This window comes from Bacteroides sp. AM10-21B, from assembly GCF_003472565.1.
Taxonomy (GTDB): domain Bacteria; phylum Bacteroidota; class Bacteroidia; order Bacteroidales; family Bacteroidaceae; genus Bacteroides; species Bacteroides propionicigenes.
Genome location: NZ_QRME01000005.1, coordinates 223,173 through 247,711, shown reverse-complemented (window position 1 = coordinate 247,711; position 24,539 = coordinate 223,173). Strand labels below are relative to the sequence as shown.

General features: G+C 43.3%; 18 protein-coding genes. 11 read left to right on the top strand and 7 right to left on the bottom strand.

Annotated features, from left to right (window positions below; genetic code table 11):
* Positions 1-15 precede the first annotated feature (15 nt).
* The 6 genes from DW121_RS08455 (at position 16) to DW121_RS08425 (ending at position 12,683) form a co-directional block, all read left to right on the top strand.
* Complete coding sequence (locus DW121_RS08455; protein WP_118323517.1) at positions 16-2,496, top strand: glycoside hydrolase family 2 TIM barrel-domain containing protein; 2,481 nt, start codon at positions 16-18, stop codon at positions 2,494-2,496.
* Between the two features lie 510 nt (positions 2,497-3,006).
* The gene (locus DW121_RS08445) at positions 3,007-6,066 is read left to right on the top strand and encodes a SusC/RagA family TonB-linked outer membrane protein (protein ID WP_117711322.1); all 3,060 of its coding nucleotides are present in this window, start codon (positions 3,007-3,009) and stop codon (positions 6,064-6,066) included.
* 18 nt (positions 6,067-6,084) lie between these two features.
* A complete protein-coding gene (locus DW121_RS08440; protein ID WP_117711323.1) occupies positions 6,085-7,686 on the top strand; it encodes a RagB/SusD family nutrient uptake outer membrane protein in 1,602 nt (533 codons plus the stop codon).
* A 32-nt stretch (positions 7,687-7,718) separates the two neighbouring features.
* Complete coding sequence (locus DW121_RS08435) at positions 7,719-8,882, top strand: SusF/SusE family outer membrane protein (protein ID WP_118323516.1); 1,164 nt, start codon at positions 7,719-7,721, stop codon at positions 8,880-8,882.
* A gap of 27 nt (positions 8,883-8,909) precedes the next feature.
* On the top strand, positions 8,910-10,424 hold the full coding sequence (locus DW121_RS08430) for a DUF5115 domain-containing protein (RefSeq protein ID WP_118323564.1): 1,515 nt from the start codon (positions 8,910-8,912) through the stop codon (positions 10,422-10,424).
* 198 nt (positions 10,425-10,622) lie between these two features.
* Complete coding sequence (locus DW121_RS08425; RefSeq protein WP_118323515.1) at positions 10,623-12,683, top strand: alpha-amylase family glycosyl hydrolase; 2,061 nt, start codon at positions 10,623-10,625, stop codon at positions 12,681-12,683.
* Positions 12,684-12,687: 4 nt separating this feature from the next.
* Here the strand turns inward: DW121_RS08425 and DW121_RS08420 are convergent, their stop codons facing one another.
* On the bottom strand, positions 12,688-13,671 hold the full coding sequence (locus DW121_RS08420; protein ID WP_117711326.1) for a GNAT family N-acetyltransferase: 984 nt from the start codon (positions 13,669-13,671) through the stop codon (positions 12,688-12,690).
* 79 nt (positions 13,672-13,750) lie between these two features.
* Between DW121_RS08420 and DW121_RS08415 the strand changes: the two genes are divergently transcribed.
* The 5 genes from DW121_RS08415 to DW121_RS08395 are packed head-to-tail and all read left to right on the top strand — an operon-like array spanning position 13,751 to position 16,603.
* Positions 13,751-14,287, top strand: coding sequence for a nitroreductase family protein (locus DW121_RS08415; protein ID WP_117711462.1), 537 nt, complete (start codon positions 13,751-13,753; stop codon positions 14,285-14,287).
* 2 nt (positions 14,288-14,289) lie between these two features.
* A complete protein-coding gene (locus tag DW121_RS08410) occupies positions 14,290-14,625 on the top strand; it encodes a hypothetical protein (RefSeq protein WP_009122412.1) in 336 nt (111 codons plus the stop codon).
* Position 14,626: 1 nt separating this feature from the next.
* A complete protein-coding gene (locus DW121_RS08405; protein ID WP_118323514.1) occupies positions 14,627-15,418 on the top strand; it encodes a Rossmann-like and DUF2520 domain-containing protein in 792 nt (263 codons plus the stop codon).
* 19 nt (positions 15,419-15,437) lie between these two features.
* Complete coding sequence (locus DW121_RS08400) at positions 15,438-15,968, top strand: KdsC family phosphatase (RefSeq protein ID WP_117711328.1); 531 nt, start codon at positions 15,438-15,440, stop codon at positions 15,966-15,968.
* Between the two features lie 50 nt (positions 15,969-16,018).
* Positions 16,019-16,603, top strand: coding sequence for a Maf-like protein (locus tag DW121_RS08395; RefSeq protein WP_118323513.1), 585 nt, complete (start codon positions 16,019-16,021; stop codon positions 16,601-16,603).
* Here DW121_RS08395 and DW121_RS08390 read toward each other — a convergent pair.
* The 6 genes from DW121_RS08390 to pheS all read right to left on the bottom strand — a co-directional run bounded on the left by DW121_RS08390 (position 16,600) and on the right by pheS (position 24,418).
* Positions 16,600-18,795 (bottom strand): tetratricopeptide repeat protein, encoded by a 2,196-nt coding sequence (locus tag DW121_RS08390; protein WP_117711330.1) that lies wholly within the window; start codon positions 18,793-18,795, stop codon positions 16,600-16,602. The genes DW121_RS08395 and DW121_RS08390 overlap by 4 nt on opposite strands.
* Before the next feature lie 78 nt (positions 18,796-18,873).
* Positions 18,874-19,899: a porin gene (locus tag DW121_RS08385; protein WP_117711331.1), complete on the bottom strand. Its 1,026-nt coding sequence runs from the start codon at positions 19,897-19,899 to the stop codon at positions 18,874-18,876.
* A 73-nt stretch (positions 19,900-19,972) separates the two neighbouring features.
* The gene (locus DW121_RS08380) at positions 19,973-21,232 is read right to left on the bottom strand and encodes a phosphoglycerate kinase (RefSeq protein ID WP_087412755.1); all 1,260 of its coding nucleotides are present in this window, start codon (positions 21,230-21,232) and stop codon (positions 19,973-19,975) included.
* An 88-nt stretch (positions 21,233-21,320) separates the two neighbouring features.
* Entirely contained in the window at positions 21,321-21,995 is a 675-nt protein-coding gene (nth, locus tag DW121_RS08375; protein WP_117711332.1) for an endonuclease III, read from the bottom strand.
* Positions 21,992-23,188, bottom strand: a complete 1,197-nt coding sequence (locus DW121_RS08370) for an MFS transporter (protein WP_117711333.1) — start codon at positions 23,186-23,188, stop codon at positions 21,992-21,994. Before DW121_RS08370 ends, nth begins: the two co-directional genes overlap by 4 nt.
* Positions 23,189-23,383: 195 nt before the next feature.
* Positions 23,384-24,418 carry a phenylalanine--tRNA ligase subunit alpha gene (pheS, locus tag DW121_RS08365; RefSeq protein WP_117711334.1) on the bottom strand — a complete coding sequence of 345 codons (1,035 nt, stop codon included), beginning with the start codon at positions 24,416-24,418 and terminating at the stop codon, positions 23,384-23,386.
* Between the last annotated feature and the right edge of the window lie 121 nt (positions 24,419-24,539).

Here is a 24,539-nt window from a genome sequence, read left to right as displayed (position 1 = left end):
TAAAATACTGATTCCATGAAGAAACTAATAAGTCTTGTTTTACTGAGTCTGCTTCTCTCTTTGCCGGCAGTAGCTCAGCGTTCGGAATATTTGCTTGAAAAGAACTGGAGATTTACTAAAGGGGATATAGTGAACGCTGTAGAACCGAAGTTTGACGACAGTAAGTGGGAGACGGTTACCGTGCCGCATGATTGGGCCATTTTCGGACCTTTCGACCGCAACCATGATTTGCAGAATGTTGCCGTTGCACAGAATTTTGAGGAAAAGGCATCCGTTAAGACGGGGCGTACCGGAGGACTTCCTTATGTGGGTATTGGCTGGTATCGCACAAAGTTTGATGTCCCTGCCGGTAAACAGACAGCTTTGGTGTTTGACGGGGCAATGAGTGAAGCCCGCGTCTATGTCAATGGAAAAGAAGCCTGTTTCTGGCCGTTTGGTTACAACTCTTTTCACTGCGACGTTACGGAACTGCTTAATGCGGACGGTAAGAATAATGTGTTGGCTGTCCGTCTGGAGAATAAGCCGCAATCCTCCCGTTGGTATCCCGGTGCGGGGCTGTATCGTAATGTTCATGTGGTGACAACAGAACGTATACATGTTCCGGTGTGGGGAACGCAACTCACCACTCCGCATGTATCTTCCGAATATGCTTCCGTGTACCTGCGCACCGAAGTTGCCAATGCGGGAGAAGATAATATTCGTATTGTGACGGAGATTATTTCGCCGGACGGCAAGGTGGTTGCCGTAAAAGACAATACCCGTAAGATAAACCACGGCCAACCCTTTGAACAGAATTTCCTGATAGATACTCCCGCCTTATGGTCGCCGGAGACACCTTATTTATATAAGGCATTTTCTAAAATATATGCGGACGGTAAGCAAGTGGATGAATATACCACCCGTTTCGGTATCCGTAGCATAGAGATTGTGGCGGATAAAGGTTTCTTCCTGAATGGCAGACACCGGAAGTTTCAGGGCGTTTGCAATCATCATGACTTAGGTCCGCTGGGTGCTGCCGTTAATGTGGCTGCCCTTCGCCACCAACTTACGCTATTGAAAGATATGGGTTGCGACGCTGTCCGTACTTCGCACAATATGCCCGCTCCCGAGTTAGTGGAACTTTGTGATGAAATGGGCTTTATGATGATGATAGAGCCTTTTGACGAATGGGACATTGCCAAATGCGAAAACGGTTACCACCGCTACTTCAATGAATGGGCGGAACGGGATATGGTGAATATGTTGCGTCATTACCGTAATAATGCAAGTGTGGTAATGTGGAGCATTGGCAATGAAGTGCCTACGCAATGCAGTCCCGAAGGATATAAAGTGGCTTCTTTCTTGCAGGACATCTGTCATCGGGAAGACCCTACACGTCTTGTTACGTGCGGGATGGATCAGGTATCCTGTGTTTTGGAAAACGGTTTTGCCGCTATGATAGACGTACCCGGGCTTAATTACCGTGCTCATCGTTATATAGAGGCTTACAATGCACTCCCGCAGAACGTCATTCTCGGTTCGGAAACGGCATCTACTGTCAGCTCACGCGGTGTGTATAAGTTCCCGGTGGAGAAGCGTGCCGGTGCGCAGTATGACGACCATCAATGTTCGGGTTATGATGTAGAGTGCTGCAGCTGGTCCAATGTTCCCGATATGGACTTTGCCTTGGCGGATGACTACAATTGGACTATCGGACAATTTGTTTGGACAGGCTTTGACTATTTGGGTGAGCCTTCTCCATACGATACGGATGCATGGCCCAGCCATAGTTCCGTATTCGGCATTATAGATTTGGCGAGTATACCAAAAGACCGTTACTACCTGTATCGCAGCATTTGGAACAAGAAGGTAAACACGTTGCACATCCTTCCGCATTGGACATGGCCGGGAAGGGAAGGAGAGAATACGCCTGTTTTTGTCTACACCAGCTATCTTGCTGCCGAGCTGTTTGTTAATGGCAAGAGTTACGGAAAGCAACGCAAATTGACGGCACAGGAGAGTGAAGCCTTGCAGGGTAAAGATTCGCTTGCTTTGCAACGTCGCTATCGCTTGATGTGGATGGACGTTCCTTATGAACCGGGAGAACTGAAAGTTGTGGCCTATGACGCTTCCGGTAAGTCGGTAGAGGAAAAAGTAATCCGTACTGCCGGCAAACCTCATCATTTGGAAGTGGTGGCAGACCGTACCCGGCTTGCTGCAAACGGTAAGGATTTGGCATACATCACCGTCCGCATTGTGGATAAGGATGGCAATCTTTGCCCTTCGGACAATCGTCTTGTATCTTTCTCTGTAAAAGGGGCGGGGCGTTATCGCGCCGCTGCCAATGGCGATGCCACCAGTCTCGACCTTTTCCATCTGCCTGAAATGCCTGCCTTCAGCGGACAGCTGACGGCGATTGTGCAAAGCGGTGAGCAATCAGGTGAGATTGTTTTTGAAGCGAAGGCAAAGGGTTTGCGGACAGGAAGAATCGTATTATCTGCCGGCACAAAGCACTGATTGGGCTCTATGCCTTGTGCATAAACAAGCTGTCCTTTGTGCTTTTTGTCTCTTTCTCTTATCTGTTTTGTGCTTTTGCCTCATGCAAAACTTCGTTTTCCAATTGGGGGCTCTACGGTTGCCAACTGTGTGCCCGACAGCCCGCAATTGGCAACCGTAGAGCCCCCAATTGGAAAACGAAGTTTTATATCGTTCCGAGTAGCATTTTCTATGGTGTATACTAACTTTTCCTACTATGCTGTTGGTTTTTCCATCAGCTCCCTGTAACAGTTGCCGTTTTGTTTTTGTTCGCTAATCCCACAGTCGGAGACCGAAAATGTGATGCAATCGTTTGCACTCTTCTTGCTGCACTTTTTATCACATCTTTATTTTTTACTCGATAATATGGCATACATTTGTTGTATCATAATAAGGTATTTGAAGTACGTTCTGTAATAAGGTTAATATACTGAAACGTTATTTGAATATACATATAGATAATTAATATTGTTAACTTTAATTTTTAAATGCATGAAGCAAGTTAATCTTAGAATCTATCGAACGATTCTTCCCTTATTGTTAGGGTTATTCTTGTCAGTTGGCGTTTATGCACAGAACATCACAGTGAGAGGGCATGTGAAAGATGCCTTAGGTGGTGTGATTGGTGCTAATGTCGTAGAAAAAGGAAATACCGCAAACGGTACAATCACAGACTTGGATGGTAACTTCACGTTGTCTGTCCCTAGAGGAGCTACATTGATCGTGTCTTTTATTGGCTATAAGACGCAGGAAGTTCCGGCAACCTCATCGGTGGTAGTAACGCTGCAGGATGATGCGGAACTGCTGAACGAGGTCGTGGTCATTGGTTACGGTACAGTGAAAAAGAATGATGCTACCGGTTCTGTAACAGCCATTAAACCGGATAAGTTGAACAAGGGTTTGACTACGAATGCACAAGATATGATGACCGGTAAGATTGCCGGTGTAAGCGTCATATCCGATGGTGGAACTCCGGGTGGTAGTGCTACGATTCGTGTACGTGGCGGTTCTTCTCTTTCTGCCGAAAATGATCCGTTGATTGTAATTGACGGTTTGGCTATGGATAACAATGGTGTGAAAGGTTTGTCCAACCCTTTGTCTATGGTGAATCCTAACGACATCGAGAGTTTTACGGTACTGAAAGATGCTTCTGCTACGGCAATTTACGGTTCTCGCGCATCCAACGGTGTTATTATCATTACTACTAAGAAAGGTCAGGCAGGTTCCAAACCGCGTGTCTCTTATGACGGTAATGTCTCTTTCAGTAACGTAAAGAAGACACTTGACGTAATGGACGGTGACGAATTTCGTGCTTTTGTAGAGGAAATCTGGGAAGGTAAGGACAATGATGCTTACCGCAAGCTGGGTACCGCCAATACGGACTGGCAGGATGAAATCTACCGTATGGCAGTAAGTACGGATCATAATCTTACAATTTCGGGTGGTTTAAAGAATATGCCTTATCGTGTATCTTTCGGCTATACCAACCAGAATGGTGTTGTCAAGACTTCAAACTTCGAGCGCTATACGGCATCTGTCAATATTGCTCCTTCTTTTTTGCAAGACCATTTAAAGGTGAATGCAAACTTGAAAGGTATGTATGCCAAGAATCGTTATGCTGACGGAAGTGTAATCGGCACTGCGGCTTCCTATGACCCCACCCAGCCTATTTATTCTGACAATGAAATCCACCAGAAGTATTTCGGCGGTTATTCTCAATGGTATATTTCAGCATTTGATGATAAAGGTAAAAACACTTTGGGTGACAGCGAGTGGAACTATTATAAGAACTCGCAAGCTGCCTACAATCCGGTAGCTTCATTGAACCAGAAGGACGACCGTGCTACATCTAAGGCGTTGGTCGGTAATTTGGAATTGGACTACAAAGTGCACGGACTGGAAGATCTGCGTCTGCATGTAAGTGGAGGTATGGATTTGTCTACCGGTAAACAAGAAACGAGCTGGAGTCCGTATTCCGCTCAAAACAACTACTATGGTAATACAGGTTTTGATGAGACGGATAAGTACAATCTTTCTTTGAATATGTATGCTCAGTATTCAAAAGACTTTAATGAAAAGCATCATTTTGATGTAATGGGCGGTTATGAATGGCAGCACTTCCACCGCAAAGGCAATAGTTATTATGCCGGCTTGTATCCTTCCACCACTACCGTGGTAGATAAAGCTACAGGAGAAAGCATGGCAGGGAAGGCTTACTCGCCTACAGTAAATGAGTGGGCTACGGAAAATTTCTTGGTTTCTTTCTTTGGTCGCGCCAACTATACTTTACTGGATAAATACTTGTTTACTGCTACTGTGCGTTACGACGGCTCTTCACGTTTCAGCAAGGATAACCGTTGGTCTTTGTTCCCGTCATTCGCTTTCGGTTGGAAACTGAAGGAAGAAGGCTTCTTGAAGGATGTAGAGTGGCTGTCTGATTTGAAGCTCCGCTTGGGATATGGTATTACCGGTCAGCAGAATATCGGTAGCGACTATCCTACATTGGCTACTTATATCCAGAATAAGGACTACGCTTATTATCCTATCGTGGGTAACGGTATCACTTACCGTCCGGGCGCTTACAATCCCGACCTGAAATGGGAAGAGACTACTACTTATAATGCAGGGGTGGACTTCGGTTTCCTCAATGGACGTTTCACCGGGTCTGTTGATTACTACTTCCGCAAGACTGATGACTTGATAAACAGCGTATATGTGGCAGCAGGTACAAACTTCAAGAACAAAGTGCTCTCTAATATCGGTTCTTTGGAAAATAGTGGTGTTGAGTTTTCCGTAAATGCCAAAGTGATTCAGGAAAGAGATTGGCGTTGGGAATTGGGATACAACATCACTTATAATAAGAATGAAATCACCAAACTGACTTCCGGTGACAGTGAAGGTTATTATGTTCCTACCGGCGGTATCTCTTCCGGTACGGGTAATACAATCCAAGCTCATGCTGTGGGACATGCGGCTTCCTCATTCTACGTATACCAGCAGGTGTATGGCGAGGATGGAAAACCGTTGGAAAATGAATATGTTGACCGTAATGGTGACGGTATCATCAATGATAAAGACCGTTACTTCTATAAGAAACCGACGGCAGATGTGCTTATGGGATTGACTTCCAAACTGATTTATAAGAATTGGGACTTTAACTTTTCTCTACGTGCAAGTTTCAATAACTATGTTTATAATGATGTGGAAGCAGGCAACTCCAATTGTAAATCGACTGTGATATACTCGTTTGATGCCTTGAGCAATCGTCCCAAAATGGTGTTGGCAAACAATTTCCAGGGTGTCGGTAATTATTATATGTCCGACTACTATGTACAGAATGCTTCTTTCCTGAAGTGTGATAACATTACATTGGGCTACAGCTTTGACAAATTGTTCGGTAAAAACATATCCGGACGTGTATACGCTACCGTACAGAACGTATTTACCATTACAGACTATAAAGGACTGGATCCGGAAATTAATGGTGGTATAGACAATAGTATCTATCCTCGTCCTTTAGTTTCCCTCTTGGGTTTAAGCCTTAACTTTTAATCTTTAAAACTGATAATTATGAACTTCAAATATTTAAAATCATTAGTACCTGTTGCTGCGTTAGCATTGACGTTGGGACTTCACTCGTGTATCAATGATTTGGATGTAACTCCCATTGACCCGAGTACGAAAATGGATTTTGACAGAGATGCGGTCTTTAATAAAGTTTATGCCACTTTGGGGCTGACTGGACAAAAGGGAGCCGATGGTGATGGTGACGTGGATGATATTGATGAAGGTACATCTGCATTTTACCGCATGACTTGGTGTGCCAACGAATTGGTGACTGATGAGGCTATCGTAGCCGGATGGAATGACCCCGGTCTGCCTTCTCTGATTAGTTACACATGGGGAGCTTCCAATGAAATCACTACCGGAGCTTATTATAGACTGAATTTTGACATAACTCTTTGTAACTGGTTCTTGGAAAATACTTCCGATGAGGCAAGCGATGAAGAAAAGGTGATGCGTGCGGAAGTACGTTTTATGCGTGCGCTCAACTATTTCTATCTGATGGACTTGTTTGGCAACGTTCCTTTTAGTGAAACGGTTGAATATGATGTTTATCCTCAACAGATGAAGCGCGCCGAGTTGTTTGCCTATATTGAAGATGAATTGATTAAAAAGGCTGAACCTAACTTGAAAGAGCCTAAGACAAACACCTACGGACGCGTGGATAAGGCGGCTGCATGGCTGCTCCTTGCGCGTATGTATTTGAATGCAGAAGTTTATACCGGTACTGCCAAGTGGACGGAAGCTGCAACTTATGCAGAGAAAGTGATGAAGTCTCAATACTCGCTTTGTAAGCCTTATAAGCATTTATTTATGGCAGACAACGGTGGAGCGGTAGACGGCAATCCTAATAACTTGGCTCCTAATGAAGTTATTCTTCCTATCTTGCAGGATGGTGGAAAAACCCGCAGCTGGGGTGTTTCTCACTTCCTTATTGCCGGTACGCACAAGAAAGATATGAATAACTACGGAAGTACGGAAGAGTGGAAAGGTCCTCGTTGTTGTGAAACGTTGGTTGCCAAATTCTTCCCGAACACTGCATCTGCTCCTTTAGTGGATGAGGTGGCAATGACGGTTGCAGCTAAAGATGATCGTGCTTTGCTTTTCGGTAAAGGTCGTACGGTGTCTACCGGTAAGAATAAAGACTTTGCAGAAGGTTTCTCTTGCGCTAAGTTCACAAATGTTCGTGCCGATGGTGGCCAAACATCAGACAGTGCTTTCCCGGATATGGATGTTCCGTTCATGCGTGCAGCAGAAGCTTATCTGACTTATGCGGAAGCTGTGACCAGAGGTGCGGGAGGTACGGTTACTCCGGAAAAAGCAGCGGATGCAATCAATGAATTGCGGAAAAGAGCAAATGCGGAAGAAAAGGATGCATATACGCTTGAGCAAATTTGTGACGAGTGGGCACGTGAGTTCTACTTCGAAGGCCGTCGCCGTATGGATTTGATTCGTTTCGGAAAGTTTGCAGGTCAGAGCGAGTATAATTGGGATTGGAAAGGCGGCTCCATGAGTGGTACTTCTTTCCCCGAATATCGTAATCTCTATCCGATACCTGTCAATGACTTGAATGCTAATCCGAATTTGAAACAGAATCCGGGTTATTAATCTAAAAGTTTAATGTCTTAATAAGAAAGAATATGAAAAAAATAAATATATTGGCTTCGTTGTGTACAGGATTGCTGTTGCTCGCGGCTTGCGAAAGCGACCGTGACTCCAATCCTACCGTAAAGATGCCGGAAGGATTTACACTTTACGAATCTGTCAATGCTAATAATCCGATTGCATTGGAACAGTCTGATAAAATGTATTTCAGTGTGAAAGAACAACCGGATTACGGATATACCGCTACGGTAAATTATCAGGTGCAAGTGTCTTTGGATGACAAATGGAATGATGCTACGACGGATGCAAAGGCTACATACGGTTCTGTGGAGGATATTTCTACTACGGTAGATATTGAAGCCAGTGCCAAAGGAGTTGCCAAGGCTATCGGATTGCTGAAAGGCTGGAAGAAAGCAACGGATGTTCCTGAAGAGGTAATGGATATATATATACGAATCAAGGCTTATCTTTCTTCGATGGCGGACCAACCTTGCTATTCCAATTCCATTAAAGTGAAAGTTTATCCTTGCTATGTGTCCGAGACGCTTCCGCAGATATGGTATATGGTAGGTACGGCTGTTGGTTCTTGGGATAATAATGCTGGTGCGGAAGGTGAAAAAATTATTCCTATGACATTGAAGAAAGATGCCAAATATGACGCTACTACAGGTGAAGGTGAATTTACTTATACTGGTTATTTCTGTGGTGACCAGTTGAAGTTTGTCAAGACACCGGGACAATGGACTCCACAATGGGGAGTAAGTTACCGTCCGGACGATGGGACTCCTGACCCGGCTGCCATATCCATTTCTACAAATGGCTACTATACGGTATCTTTTAATAGTACTACGGGATCTGCAAATGCTAAGATTGAAGTGAAACCTTACGAAGGTGATGCTCCCGCTGAATTTACAAACTGGGAACTTGTGGGCGACTTCAACAATTGGGGTAGCGACGGAGTACTTACATTAACTCAAAATACTTCTGTAAAACACATCTGGTATGGGGATGTCGAATTTACGTCGGACGGTGAAGCCTTGTTCCGTACAGATGCTGCTGGTACGGATAATTGTGGTGGAGATACTTTCCCCTACGGATTGAAGACGGACAATAAAATTCCGGTACAAGCCGGTAAGTATCGCGTGGTACTCAATGATGTTGACCGATGCTATTATTTCTTTGAGATAAAAGAAGATTAATGTTGTTAAATTGAAAAAATGAAATTTATGAAACTAAAATCATTATATTCCTTCTTGCTGGCTACCGCACTGGTAGCCTGCAACGAAGACTTCAATGAAGGAATTGCAGGTTATCAGACCAATGACCCTGAAGATGCTGCCGCAACAGTTTCTTTTAGTGCAACGCCTGCTTCGGAGACGGCGATAGATTTGGGTAATTTAGCGGAAGGTACTACTATGGTAAAAGTTTGTTCTTTCACTCCGACGAAAGTGGGAGAGGGTGTAAAACTTAGCTATGTGCTGGATATGAAGTATACCGCTACTGACGGAACTCTTGCCAATCAGAAATTCAAGCTAAATGAGGCAGGGGAGGTAAAGGTAGATGAACTTCAAAGTTTAGTGGAAACAGCTTTTAACAAGCGGCCGGTGGAACGCTCATTTGATGCTTATGTTTTTGAGTATCAAGAAGTAAATAAACAGACTGTTATGGGGAAGTCGGAAAAGTTTGTTATCAAACTGACTCCTGAGGCTCCGGTAATTGCGGAAGCATATTACATGATTGGTAATATGTTTAAGGTGGATGAGAACAATGACGGTTGGAAAGAAGTAACAGAGAAAGGTAAGTTTACTCACAGTGACCAAGATGTATATGTTGATTCCAAGTTTACTTTGATTTTCACTACAACCGAGGCCAATCAATATTGGAAGATAATACCGATAGATAATATTAATAGTGGTAATTTGGGTAATATGCCGGGAGATGTAGGAGTTGTTATTGACGGTGATGATGCAATGAGCGGTAACCTGATTAATAAGGATTGCAAGGCTGGTAAGATTGCCGACCCCGGTATGTATCGTATTACGTTGGATATGATGGAATATACGTATGAAATCAAGAAAATTATGCCTGAATACTTTTTGGTAGGCGACGTTACGTCATGGGATGCTGAGAATGCAAAATATATGTTTTATCCACAAGGTGATAAGAAGTATGCATATATTACGAATTTTGCTAATGCCAGCGGATCAACGAATGTGAAAATATGGTTGGGTGCTGATTTTGGGAACTGGGATAATTGTTATGGTACGACTACAAATGGTGATAAGGCGGTTTCGGGCAATTTAGTATCAGTCAGTGCCGGAGCAATAGCCTGCCCGGAAGCGGATGTACTTTATAAACTGGAAGTTGACTTTTCTACGAATACTTATGTTTGGACAAAACAGAGCAATCAGACTCCGGTCACTTACAATAATATAAGTTTGATTGGTGAGTTTAATGGTTGGGATGCTGAGAATGGTACGGAGAAAGACTTGGAAATGGTAACACCGCACAACTGGTATATTGCGAATTTTGAACCGGGTAAGGACGGTGAATTGAAGTTACGTGCTAATCACGACTGGAGTATTGCTTGGGGAGCTCCGGTAGAAAATGTGACAATTGCCGATAAAAACTATCTGACTTTGCGTACTGCAGACGGTAAGAACTTTACAGTACCGAATGGAAAATACAATGTATTTTTTAATGATATTACCGGTGAGGTGGTATTCCAAACGGTGGAATAATGTATGTAAATCTCTTTTGAGAGTAATTAAAATCTGAACTAGTACTGCCCGGCACATTAATATGTGTCGGGCAGTTTTTGGTATGTAGTTGTTTGGTTATGCAAACGTTTCCGTACTCATTTTATGTTATCTTGTCTTATTTGTGAAAGATAAGTCTATGCTTTTCATACATTTGTTATCAGATAAAAATCTGATAATATGAAAATTATGAAGTCTATTTCTTATTTATTGCTTTGTACATTGATGAGTTGTCTGATTGCTTGTAGCGATGACAACGGAGTGGCACCTGAACCTGACCCGATACTGGATGGGATTCCGGAGGGCTATACTTCAGTTGAGGTTGCACCAGACAATTGGGATGGAACAAAACGTGCAGATATATCTTATCAAATATTGGTGTATTCCTTTGCTGACAGTGATGGTGATAAATATGGTGATATTAATGGGGTGATTTCTAAATTAGACTATATAAACTCTTTGGGTGTGAAGGCTGTTTGGCTGTCACCAATTCATCCGTCTCCTTCTTATCATGGCTATGATGTGACGGATTATACCAAAATAAACCCTAAATTCGGTACGGATGATGATTTTGACCGCCTGATTGCTGAAGCTCACAAACGCAATATCAAAGTTTATTTGGACTATGTATTGAATCATACGAGTATAGAACATCCGTGGTTTCAGCAAGCTAAGACTTCGGTAGATAATGAATATCGGAACTATTATATATTTTCGCAAGCCCCGGCTGTTGATATTAAGGAGGGCAAGATTGATATGATTTCCAGTGAAAATGCGGGAGGATATAATGCCGCCGAATGGTTTTCAGTCTCCGGAGATGAAGTAAAAGCCTGCTATAAATTCCTATTGGATTGGAGTAACCCGTCTAAACCGACCGTCACTGTGATTCAGGGAAACACAGCAGATATAAGTGAAAATACAGCTGCAGATACGGAAAATGACAAATTCATTTGGTTTGGTAAAGATATATGTAAGAAATTCTTTGATAAGGGAAATGGCATCTATGAGCTTACAGTGGATTTTACATCTAACTGGGGTTTTTTGATCCGTACGTCAAATAATCCGAACTGGCCTGCAGGCACTAAATACGGTGCGGTTTCTGAGGATGTCAGGCTGACCTTAGGAAAGACTTTTATACTGAATAGTAGTATCGCTGCCAATATTATGTTTTCGGATATGGATATGTGGAAATATCATTCACATTTTTATACAGCTTCATTTGCCGATCTTAATTATGGTAAAGCAGAGACTTTGGAAACATCTCCCGTATTCCGAAAAGTGACAGATGCTGCTAAAGGTTGGATAGACCGTGGAGTTGATGGCTTTCGTTTGGATGCGGTAAAGCATATCTATCATAATGATAAGTCCGATGAGAATCCTGTTTTTCTAAAGAAGTTTTATGATGAATTGAATACTTATTATAAAGGAAAAGGCAAGACGGATGAACTTTATATGGTAGGTGAGGTACTTTCCGATGCTGAAGTAGTTGCTCCGTATTACAAAGGGCTTCCTGCTTTGTTTGAATTTAGTTTTTGGTATCGGTTGGAGTGGGCGATTAATAATAGTACAGGACGTTATTTTGCTAAAGATATATTGAATTATCAGCAACTGTATCAAGCCAATCGTGAAAACTATATAGAGGCTACCAAACTTTCCAATCATGATGAAGATCGTGCTGGTTTAAAGTTTGATAGATCGGAAGCTAAAGAGAAACTGGCTGCCGCTGTGTTGCTGACTGCTGCGGGAGCACCTTATATCTATTATGGTGAAGAATTGGGTTTCTATGGTATTACGAAGGAAGGTAATGGTGACCAGCATGTGCGTGAACCGATGCAATGGGGGGATAATACTACTACAGAGTATATGAATGGTATCAGTAAGTCGAGTGTGAAGTCGGTTGTGGAACAACAGGAGGATAAAAATTCTCTGTTGAACACGTATCTTGTTTTTACGAAACTTCGTAATACTTATTCTGCAATGGCAGAAGGAATAATGAGTAGCCATGCCATATATAACGAGAGTAATGCGAAGTATAATAATATTGCAGCTTGGTATAGAACAAAAGGGGATGAGAAAATGCTGGTTTTACATAATTTTGGTAGTACTCCAACTGAGTTATCCTTAGCGGATAATATTGAAAAAGCCGTCGGTGTCTCTGGCAAAGCATGGGTGAAAGAGGGGGATAAAGTGACCATCAAATTAGGTGAATATTCGTCTGTCATATTTAAAATAGCTCAGTAGCTATTTATTCGTATATCTTTATCAGCACCCTGTTCAGCCATTCCCATCGGAATCGAAACCAGCGACGGGTGCTGATTTGTTTTCCACCGAAACGGAGTACAAACTCACGATAGCCATGCCGGCGGAATGGCAACCCTACGTCCATAAATTCCAAATGGCGGTAACCGCGTTCTTTTGCATCTCGTAATGCTTGCCAGACGGCAAGAATTCCGGGATATTGCAGGGCATAGGTTTTACGCATACCACCGGAGAACCAAAGGTATGCACTGTCATCAGAATAGATGCAGGCGCTTCCACCGATAATCTTGTCTTTATAGGTGACAATGAAAATACGGCTCTGTTGGCTATGTGTCATTTGTTTCTCCAACTGTTGGAAAAAGTCCATACTGGGAAAATGTCGTCGTATTTTGGCGGAGTAATTGTGGTGTAGCATCTTGGCAAAAGCATGGATTTCCTCTGTGGTGTGTGCTTCTTTGACTTTTGCTCCGTTCTTTACTCCTTTCTTTATTTGGCGGATACGTGAAGGACTGAAACGCACCTCTGCCCGTTCCACGTTGTGCAGAGAGTTGCGGACACGTAGCCAATTAACGGCAAAATAGCGGTTCTTGCGGAATACTTTATAGCCGGATAGTGAATTGTCCAGATTACGGAACTCTATGAGGAATGCTTCACGCAGGGCCTCGTCCGTAAGTCGTTGCAACATATCGCTGAAAATAGTTTCTTTGTCAATCGTTTCATCAAAATATTCTCCTGTACCGTATACTTCACATCGCTTGATGATGGCGGGTGGAAACAGACGTACGCTTTTTCGTATGGCGGCAAGTAGTTTGGCTACGGGCACTCCTCCTTCTGACGCTACAATAAGCAAAGGGGTGTATCCCGGAGTTGCTTCATAGATGTGAAACAATTCTGTGGAATGGAATGTGTTGGTTCCCGGCAATTTGGGAACTTGACTCCCTCGGTAATATGTAGTCAGTTTCAAAGGCATTGCTGCAAATTTAAAAAAATAATCTTGTATCTTTGCATTGCTTAACAACAAAGTATTCATTTCTAAACGATATACATATATGGAAAGTTTTAGTGAATTGATAAAGTCCCGCCGCAGTATGCGGAAGTTTACAGCAGAAGAATTGACGCAGGAACAGGTGGTTACATTGATGAAAGCTGCACTGATGGCACCTACTTCCAAACGTAGCAATGCATGGCAGTTTATCGTGGTAGACGATAGGGAAACACTGAAAAAACTATCTTTCTGTAAAGAACAGGCTTCACAATTCATTGCAGATGCGGCATTGGCCGTGGTTGTCACTGCCGATCCGTTGGCAAGCGATGTTTGGATAGAAGATGCTTCTATCGCTTCCATTTACTTGCAACTTCAGGCGGAAGATATGGGGTTGGGAAGTTGCTGGGTGCAACTTCGGGAACGTTTTACAGCGTCCGGAATGTCTTCTAACGAATATGTGCATGATGTTCTTGATATTCCCTTGCAGTTGCAAGCTCTCAGTATCATAGCCATAGGTCATAAAGGAATGGAACGCAAGCCTTTCAATGAGGACAACCTGCAATGGGAGAAGATTCACCTTAATAAATATGGAGGAAAGTAACAGTGAGTGCGGCAAAAGCAAATAATAATAAAGATACATACAAGGCTACAGCTATCACGCTGATTGTGTTCGGTGTGCTTTATTTGGTAGATAAGCTGCTGCACTTTTCTACATTGGGCTTGTCGTGGGTGATGAATAGGGATAATTTTTTGTTGTATACGGCAATCATCTTCTTGTTATTCAAACACGATAAATCGGTAGGATTGGTGCTGATAGGTTTGTGGCTGATATTGAACTTCGGGTTGATAACAGCCCTGCTTGGTACAATGTCCGCTTACTTGTTACCGGTAGCGTTGTTGGTTGTAGGCGGTATTTTATATTTGGTATCTACAAGATAGGATGAAGAGAAGTATAGAGGATACATCTATTGTATTTATAGGAGCCGGTAATCTGGCGACGAATTTGGCAAAAACACTTTATTATAAGGGATTCCGTATTGTGCAGATTTATAGTCGTACGGAAGAATCGGCACGCGCATTGGCATATGCGGTGGAAGCTGACTATATTACTGACTTGTCATCTGTGGTGGCTGGTGCGCAGCTTTATATTGTTTCCTTGAAAGATGCGGCTTTTGTGCAATTGCTACCGGAAATAGTGGCAGGAAAGGAGGAGGCTTTATGGGTACATACTGCCGGTAGTATTCCAATGGATGTTTGGGCAGGCCGGGTAAAACGATATGGTGTGTTTTATCCCATGCAAACATTCAGTAAGCAGCGTACTGTTGATTTCCGACAGATACCGGTTTTTATTGAAAGTAATTCTGCGGAAGACACCCGGATGCTGAAAGAGATTGCTTCCGTGCTTTCCGAGAAGGTCTATGAAGCTACCTCGGAACAACGTAAGAGTTTACATTTGGCAGCGGTATTCACTTGTAATTTTACGAATCATATGTATGCCCTTGCCGCCGAATTGTTGAAGAAATATCAACTTCCTTTTGATGTAATGCTACCTCTGATAGATGAGACTGCCCATAAAGTGCATGAACTTGAGCCGCGCCTTGCACAGACAGGACCGGCCATAAGATATGATGAGAATGTCATCAACAACCATTTGCAAATGCTTTCTGATGAACCGGGGATGCAGGAACTGTACAGACTGATTAGCGAAAGCATACATCAACAAAATAGCTAACCTTTTAGAAAATAACGGGATGAGTACAATCAACTACGATTTGAACAGAATAAAAGCCCTTGCTTTTGATGTAGACGGGGTATTGAGCGCTAATGTTATCCCCATGAGTACGGAGGGTGAACCACTGCGGACGGTAAACATAAAAGACGGATATGCACTACACTTGGCTGCCAAACACGAGATTCCATTGGCTATTATTACCGGTGGGCGTACGGAAGCGGTGCGTAAACGCTTTCTTGCTTTAGGAATATTAGCTGAGAACATATATATGGGGTCTTCCATTAAAATACATGACTACCGTGATTTCCGTGACCGCTATGGCTTACGGGATGAAGAGATACTGTATGTAGGTGATGATATTCCGGATATGGAAGTGATGAGTACTTGCGGTCTGCCCTGTTGTCCGAGGGATGCTACTCCTGAAGTAAAATCTATTGCCCGTTATATATCCCATAAAGACGGAGGATATGGATGCGGACGTGACATCGTGGAGCAGTTCCTCAAAGTAAAGGGCCTTTGGATGGCGGACGAGAGGGCGTTTGGTTGGTAATTTCTATTAGCTGATAATTTATAGTTTAAATTCATAATTCACAGGAAGTCATGTTAGACAATCTAAAGAAATATAAAGTAATCCTTGCTTCTAATTCTCCTCGCCGTAAGGAGTTGTTGTCTGGGTTGGGCGTGAGTTACGAAGTACGTACTTTGCCGGATGTAGACGAGTCGTATCCCGATACTTTGCAAGGGGCAGATATACCTCTTTATATAGCGAAAGAAAAAGCGGATGCCTATCGGAATATGTTGCAGCCGGGTGAACTGATGATAACTGCCGATACCATTGTGTGGCTGGACGGGAGAGTGCTTGGAAAACCTAAGGACAGGGAAGATGCCTTATGTATGTTGCGGGATATGTCCGGTCGTACTCATGAAGTATTTACCGGTGTCTGCATAACCACAACAGAGTGGCAGCGAAGTTTTGCCGCCCAGACAGAAGTTCGTTTCTCCAAACTTAGTGAAGAGGAAATTATTTATTACGTAGATAAGTTCCAGCCGATGGATAAAGCCGGCGCTTATGGAGTACAAGAATGGATTGGCTTTATCGGAGTGGAAAATATTTCAGGTAGTTATTATAATATTATGGGTTTACCGGTGCAACGGCTTTATAAGGAACTCTCAACTCTCAACTAAACCAAATCTCTTATTAATGGTATGTCTTTTTCGTTTATACCCAGTTTGATAAGGGTTTCTTTATCTTTGTCGAACATATCAAGGAAAGTCTCCCGATTTCCGCTTTCCGAGGTGGCTTTCCCGTATAATTCCGCTACCTTTTCCATATTTCCCAGTCGCAACGCTACGTGCCCTGCATTGAGATAATCTGTGGCAATAGGTTTGAGGGCAAGCACCTTATTATAATATCGCATGGCCTGTTCAAATTTTCCACTGACAAATGAGCACCAGCCTATGGCACGCCATGCCTTGATGCAATCATTCTCCATGAGATCCAGTTTAAAGAAGCACTGCAAGGCTTCTTCATAGCGTTCCAATTCTGCCAGGCAACTGCCGATGAAGAATATGACGCTTCTGTTTTCCGGCTGTATGGCTTCTACCTTTTTGTAATGCTCCAGCGCCGATGCAAAGTCGCGTAATTGGCGATAGCAAGTGGCAAGGTGGCGGATGGTCCATACATGATCGGGCTTCAGTACATCCGCTTTCCGGTAAGCGCTGATGGCCTCTTTGTAGCGTTTCTCCTTTTGCAGGCAATATCCGGTTTTTTGAAAGATGTCTGCATCGGCATAATTCATATCTATTATTTCTTGGTAGATACTTAAAGCTTCAGTCGGGCGCTCTTTGCGGAAATGAAAATCGGCTATAGTAACCAATAATTCCGGTTTGCACAAAATATCTTTCAGTGCCGGGATACGGTGCAGAGTTATTTCCTCTTTGAAAATATCACGGAATTCATGACGGCGTTGGCTTAACTTGAAGAAGCGGTATAGATCGTGGATGTACTGGTTGCTGATAACATCCGGACGCTGTGCGTACTGTCTTAATCCGGACGACTTGCTTTCGTCCATTAATTCATTCAGGTCCTGTGATGTCATTTGGCTTAGCATCATATTGCGTTGTGCTTGCGGAATATGTGCCATAGTAAAGCATAATGAATACTTATCACTGTTGCAGAAAAAGCCTGATTGTAGTATTAATGATAGAATGGCATTGTCTCCTGTCGGTTTCAGTCCAAACTCCCGTATAATACTGGAATGTTGCATATCGAACGGATAGAACCAGTTGTGTGGGTCTTGGAAAAACGGATAGCTCTTGAGTTGGGCAAATGTACTCATATATACATCGGCGCCTTCCAGTTGCAGTTCATTCATTTCACGTATCTTATCACCCAATCCGGATTGTTCAAACGCTTTCTCCCAATCCGGGTTACGGTCGTTTTCATCTATGTTTTCCTCGAAGCCGTACTTCATGTTGCGCATGATACTTACGTTCTTCATCATTTCCGGAATGATTTCTTCGCGCATCTTCTTGTCTATCTTCTCTGTCTCCTGACTGCGGAGCAGCTGGATGTAAATCCGGTTCAGTTGTTTGCCGAAACTGCCGTCTTCATTAAGAAGCAACAATCTTGCTTCCAACTCAGGATATAGCCACAGACGGTTGGAGTGTATGTGTAGCACAATGGCAAGAACTACCAAAGCACGTTGGCTGACTTGTGTATCAGCGTGCATTGTGGCATCCAGTAACCAAGAGAACTTGCGCGGATCAAAACATTCCATTAAGCTAAGTAGAATAGCTCCTGTAAATAAGCATAAATCATTTACCGGCAGCAACTCGGAATCTAAATATGTTTTGGCTTCCTGTTCTTCTTCCGTTGTCCAGCCGCTGTTTCCCCATGTTGTAAGAAACAGATATTGGGCAGTTTCTTCGTGACGTTTCAAAGCACTGTCCAAACTCTTTTTATTGTCCGGCATGAGTTGGCAAACCGCCATGTCATCCTGAAACGATTCCAAAACTTTCAGCCATGAGGACATGCCATAGCCGGCTACCATATTCCTTTTATTCTTGTGCAGGGCATGGTAATAGTGAGTGGAAACTTCATCGAGCAAGCTGACACGCGTCTGTTCGGCAATTTCCCATGTTTCTGCCAAAAGTTGCCGGTATAGTTTCTGCCGTTCCGGATCGTTTACGCCTTGACGCATATATTGCAACATATATTGGTAGGACATCTTAGCCTGTTCCAAGCGGCTGCGAAGAGTCCAATCGTTGCAGTTCCATAAAAAGGCTTCCAGTTGTACCTGAGCCTCTTTCAGACGTTTCTGTTCCAATAGACTGACTATATGTTGATATTGCTCTTGTATGGCTTGCTCGTTCATAAGATTGTATTCGTTAAGTGATTATACTCTACAAATGTACAAAAAGAATGCCAAAATGTTCGGTAGGAGTTAAAGAAGTTAGAATCTAACCTGTAATTGCGCTTGCAACAGGTTGGAAGATTCTCCCTTATGAGGATTACAATAAGTATATTGTGCTTGCAAGCGGCATTTGGGGTAGAACCACCATTGTACACCGGCTACATAGTTGCTCTGTTTATAATCCTGCGCTTTATCTTTATTGAAGTAATCGTAAGATGCTACTATATCGAACTTGGGAAGTACATGTACGGACGCTGTTGCATAATATCCGTCACTTTTTATATGTCCGTCTTTACCGGCAAGATATTCGGTGCGCAAACTGACAGGCTTTGTCTGAATGGTAGCTCCTGCCGACCAGCGGTTTCGTGTGTAGTTGTCACCTACGGCTATGTCCGGATTGATAGCAGATGCGACTACTGCACATCCTTTGCCTTTGATGAACGAACCACCTACCGACAACCAATCGAGCGGATGAACCATTAAGCCGCCTACTATATCTTTTTGATTATTCTTGTCTTTAAGATTGATGCCTTGTCCATTCATAACGGCAAAGTTATAACTCAGTTTCTTCTTGAAAAGGTCACCGTAGATGAGGATTCCCATATCACGGCCGCTACTTGAACCGTACAAAGGATCGCTTCCATTGATACCTGCCAGATAGTTGACTGCCTGTGAATAACAGCTTATCAGCTCTACAAAACAGGGTGACATAGGATTCTCGATAGTGTACATCGTTTTGAACTGTCCGATACGGGCAGTGAGTTGAGGCAGGAACTGATATTCTGTATAGGCTTCCAGTATTTTTCCGGTATTGGCGAAGCTATACATGAAGTAACACGACCATTTATCGGTAATTTTACCGCGTGCCATAAATATAACTCGTTTGAGGTCGAAAGTATTGCTGGCTTTTTCGCCGGCATCGTCATAGGTGTATCCCACTTGGGCATAACCTGCCAGAGTGATACGTTCTTTCAGTGTATTCACTACATCATTCAGGCACGCATCTTGGGCTTTTAACGTATATGCAGAGAGAAGAAGAAAGCAGGATAGTAGAATTCGTTTCATGTGTTGGATATATAATTAAAAAAAAAGCAACCCTTTTTTCAAAGAGCTGCCTTTTGTATTGATTAGATTCTTTTTATTCGTTGATAGCAGCGATACCCGGAAGAACTTTTCCTTCGATTGCTTCAAGCAATGCACCGCCACCGGTAGAAACGTAAGAAACACCGTTTGCCAAACCGAACTTGTTTACGCAAGCTACAGAGTCACCACCACCTACGAGTGAGAATGCACCGTTTTTGGTTGCTTCTACGATAGCTTCACCTACTGAACGTGAACCGTGAGTGAAGTTTTCGAATTCAAATACGCCTGTAGGACCGTTCCAAAGGATAGTCTTGGAATTCTTAATAACTTCAGCGAAGATTTTTTCAGTCTCAGGACCTATATCCAGACCTTCCCAGCCGTCAGGTATTTCATTTACTTTGCAGAACTGAGTGTTGGCGTCGTTAGAGAATGAGTCAGCAATTTTGGCATCTACAGCCAATACGAGGTTTACACCTTTTTCTTTTGCTTTCTTCAACAACTCGAGAGCCAAATCCAACTTGTCGTCTTCACAGATAGAAAGACCGATTTTACCTCCTTGAGCTTTGGTGAAAGTATAAGTCATACCACCGGTGATAATAAGGTTGTCTACCTTGTTTAGCAGGTTTTCGATGATTTCAATCTTGGAAGATACTTTAGAACCACCCATGATAGCAGTGAACGGACGTTTGATGTCATTCAGCACTTTGTCCACAGCTTTCACTTCTTTTTCCATCAGGTAGCCGAACATCTTATTGTCTTTGTCGAAGTATTTAGCGATCAATGCTGTAGAAGCGTGTGCACGGTGAGCTGTACCGAATGCGTCGTTTACATAGCAGTCTGCATAAGAAGCCAATTTCTTGGTAAATTCTTTCTGACTTTCTTTAACTGCAGCTTTGGCGGCTTTCTTTTCTTCGTCTGTTGCGTCTTCAGCCAAACCGCGTGGTTTGCCTTCTTCCTCAGCGTAGAAACGGAGGTTTTCGAGCAACAGCACCTCACCCGGTTGCAGAGCGGCAGCCTTAACGGCAGCTTCTTCGCCCATACAGTCGTTAGCAAACTGTACTTCAACACCCAGCAGGTCTGACAAATGTTTCAGAATGTGCTTCAAAGAGAATTTGTCTGTCGCGCCTTTCGGACGGCCGAGGTGAGAACCGATGATAATACTGCCACCGTCAGCCAAAATCTTCTTCAATGTAGGAAGAGCGGCACGCATACGGGTATCGTCTGTAATGTTGAAGTTTTCGTCCAAGGGCACATTGAAGTCCACGCGAACGAATGCCTTTTTTCCGGCAAAGTTAAATTGATCAATTGTCATAATACTCTATTTTTATTTAAAAGTGTTACTATTTTCTTTTTGTGACGGCAAAGTTAGTATTTATTTCTTTTTTTCGCTATGAAATCATTATTTATTCTTCCCCTTCATTACTCTCTTTGTTAACTTTATACTTCCGGCAGTAATATTTGCACATCAATTGCAAACCGCAGTTGTCACATTGGGGGGTACGTGCCTGACATACATACCGTCCATGCAGGATGAGCCAATGGTGGGCGATGGGAATATCCGCTTCAGGAATATGTTTGACCAACTCCTTCTCCACACTGAACGGGGTGGTGCATTTGTCGGACACTAACCCTAAACGGTGGCTGACACGGAATACATGGGTATCTACCGCCATAGCGGCTTTGTTGAAAACTACCGACTGAATTACATTAGCTGTTTTACGTCCCACACCGGGCAGTTTTACGAGTTCTTCCAATGTGTCGGGCACTTGGCTGTTAAAGTCTTTCACCAGCATTTTTGCCATGCCTACAAGGTGCTTGGCCTTATTGTTGGGATAAGACACACTGCGTATGTATTCAAATACTACTTCCGGTGTGGTAGCGGCAAGCGCTTCGGGAGTAGGAAAGTCCCGGTACAGAGGGGGAGTTATCATGTTTACCCGTTTATCCGTGCATTGGGCGGAAAGAATTACCGCAATCAATAGCTCATACGGATTGTTGTAATGCAACTCGGTTTCCGCTACGGGACGGTTTTCCCTGAACCAGGCGAGTATTTTTTCGTAACGTTCCTTTTTTCTCATCGTAATTTGTTTTTATGATAATGAGGGGTAACCTTGCCATTGAAATAAAGCATGGAAATTATCGTCAGGCAGGCTCCGAAAAGATACGCCTTGTCGAAGGTGCTGATTTCGGCTATATATCCGCCTGTCAGCATACCGATACCTATCCCTACATCCCATGAGGTCAGGTAGGTAGAAGTTGCCGTACCTCGCTGATTGTTGGGAGCCAGATTTACAAACAGGGTATTGTAAGCCGGAAACATGATGCCGAAACCAATCCCGAGCAACAATGCTACGGCAAAGAAGATGATGCTGCATGCCATGCTGTTCCAATTGATAATGTAGACGCAAGCCGAGAGCAGGAAGAAGCTGAATACAACAATGTATAGCCCTGCCGAAATTACTTGCGTTATTTTTCCCTTGTCTACAATCTTGCCGGAAAAGATACGGGAGATAGCCATGCCCACCGCCATAAAAGTAAAGAAAAAACCGGTAGTCGCATTGATGCCGATTTCTTTGGCATACATGGCGACGTAATTGGTAGTCATTCCGTAAGGAATGGATAATAAAAGCAGGCTGATGCCCGCAGGAATACCTTTCAGCAGAATGAAACGGTCGAGTGAAATTGGTTCGCGTCTGACAGGTGGCTTGTATGGGGTCTTCACCAATGCGGCACAGATAAATCCGGCAATGCAGGAACCCAACGAGCAACAGAAAATGGTAGTATAACTCATACCTGCATCGTGCAGGAACAAACCGGACATCGGTCCCACTGCCATGGCTATGTTGTTGGAGAGCCCGTAATATCCGAGTCCTTCTCCGCGCCTTGATGAGGGCATAATGTCGATAACTACTGTGTTTCCGCCTACAGTCACCATACCGAATGATACGCCGTGTATGATACGGAATAGGATGAACAGTGTCAGTGAGCCGGCTATGATATATCCGGCAAACATCGTCATAAAGATGAAGTAGGCCAGCAGATACAAAGGCTTACGGGCAAAGCTGTCCAAAAAATAGCCGGAGAACGGACGGATGCACAAAGCGGCTACCGTATAGCAGGAGAGGATGATACCAATGGTAGAGTTTCCTGCACTGAATACCTCGGATAGATAGAACGGTAATACGGGGATTAATAGCCAAAACCCGAAGTATAGCAGAAAGTTGGCTGCAAGAATAAAGCAATAGCTGGAAGTTACAAGCCTATCTTTCATTGGGTGGAAATTTAATAAGATTGATAATAAATATACTTTTAGGCACGGATTACACGGATTTCACGGTTCCTTTTAATCTAATCCGTGTTTTCCGTGTAATCCGTGCCTAATTAAAGAAATAAATAGTAAGCGAGTTTCAGTTTGGACATATCCCAACCTAATGCTTAATATAGAAATATATAAGAGTGTTCTATATTAATAAGCCGCTTCGAATTCTTTCAGGAAGCGTGTATCATTTTCAGAGAACAGGCGCAAGTCGTTTACACGGTATTTCAGGTTGGCGATGCGTTCTATACCCATACCTAAAGCGTAACCGCTGTACACCTTGCTGTCAATGCCGTTTAACTCCAATACATTGGGGTCAACCATACCGCAACCTAAGATTTCAACCCAGCCTGTTCCTTTACAGAAGGGACATCCCTTGCCGCCGCAGATGTTACAGCTAATGTCCATTTCGGCACTTGGCTCCGTAAACGGGAAGTACGAAGGACGGAGACGAATCTTAGTGTCCTTGCCGAACATTTCCTGAGCGAAGAGTAATAGGGCTTGCTTCAAGTCGGTGAACGATACGTTACGGTCTATAAACAAGGCCTCTACCTGATGGAAGAATGCGTGTGCACGATAACTGATAGCTTCGTTACGATATACACGTCCCGGACAAAGCACCCGAATAGGCGGTTGAGTCGTTTCCATCACACGACTTTGTACACTGGATGTATGTGTGCGAAGGATGATATTATGTGATACATTCTCAGCATTATTTTCGATGAAGAAAGTATCCTGCATATCACGTGCCGGATGATCTTCGGCAAAGTTCATAGCTGAGAAAACGTGCCAGTCGTCTTCCACCTCCGGACCGTCGGCAATGTTGAATCCCATACGGGCGAATATATCAATGATCTCGTTTTTTACGATGCTGAGTGGGTGACGTGTCCCTAATTTTACGGGATAAGCCGAACGGGTAAGATCAAGGTCATCGCAACCGTTGTCTTGGTTTTCGAATTGCTCTTTCAGAGTACTGATCTTTTCCTGCGCTTTGTTTTTAAGTTCATTCAGGCGCATACCTACTTCTTTTTTGAGTTCGGCAGGTACGTTGCGGAAGTCCGCCATCAGTTCATTAATGGCTCCCTTTTTGCTAAGGTACTTGATGCGAAGTGCTTCCAATTCCTCGGCGTTAGCGGCTTTCAGTGCTTCTACTTCTTGCAGAAGCTCGTTGATTTTAGCTATCATATCGTTGTTATTATTTATTCTTTAAATGCATAAAACGGTGCAAAGATACAATTTTATCATTGTTTTGCCTTCAATCGCCGCATATTATTTTTTATGGTCATTTGTAGACTACTTTGTATCA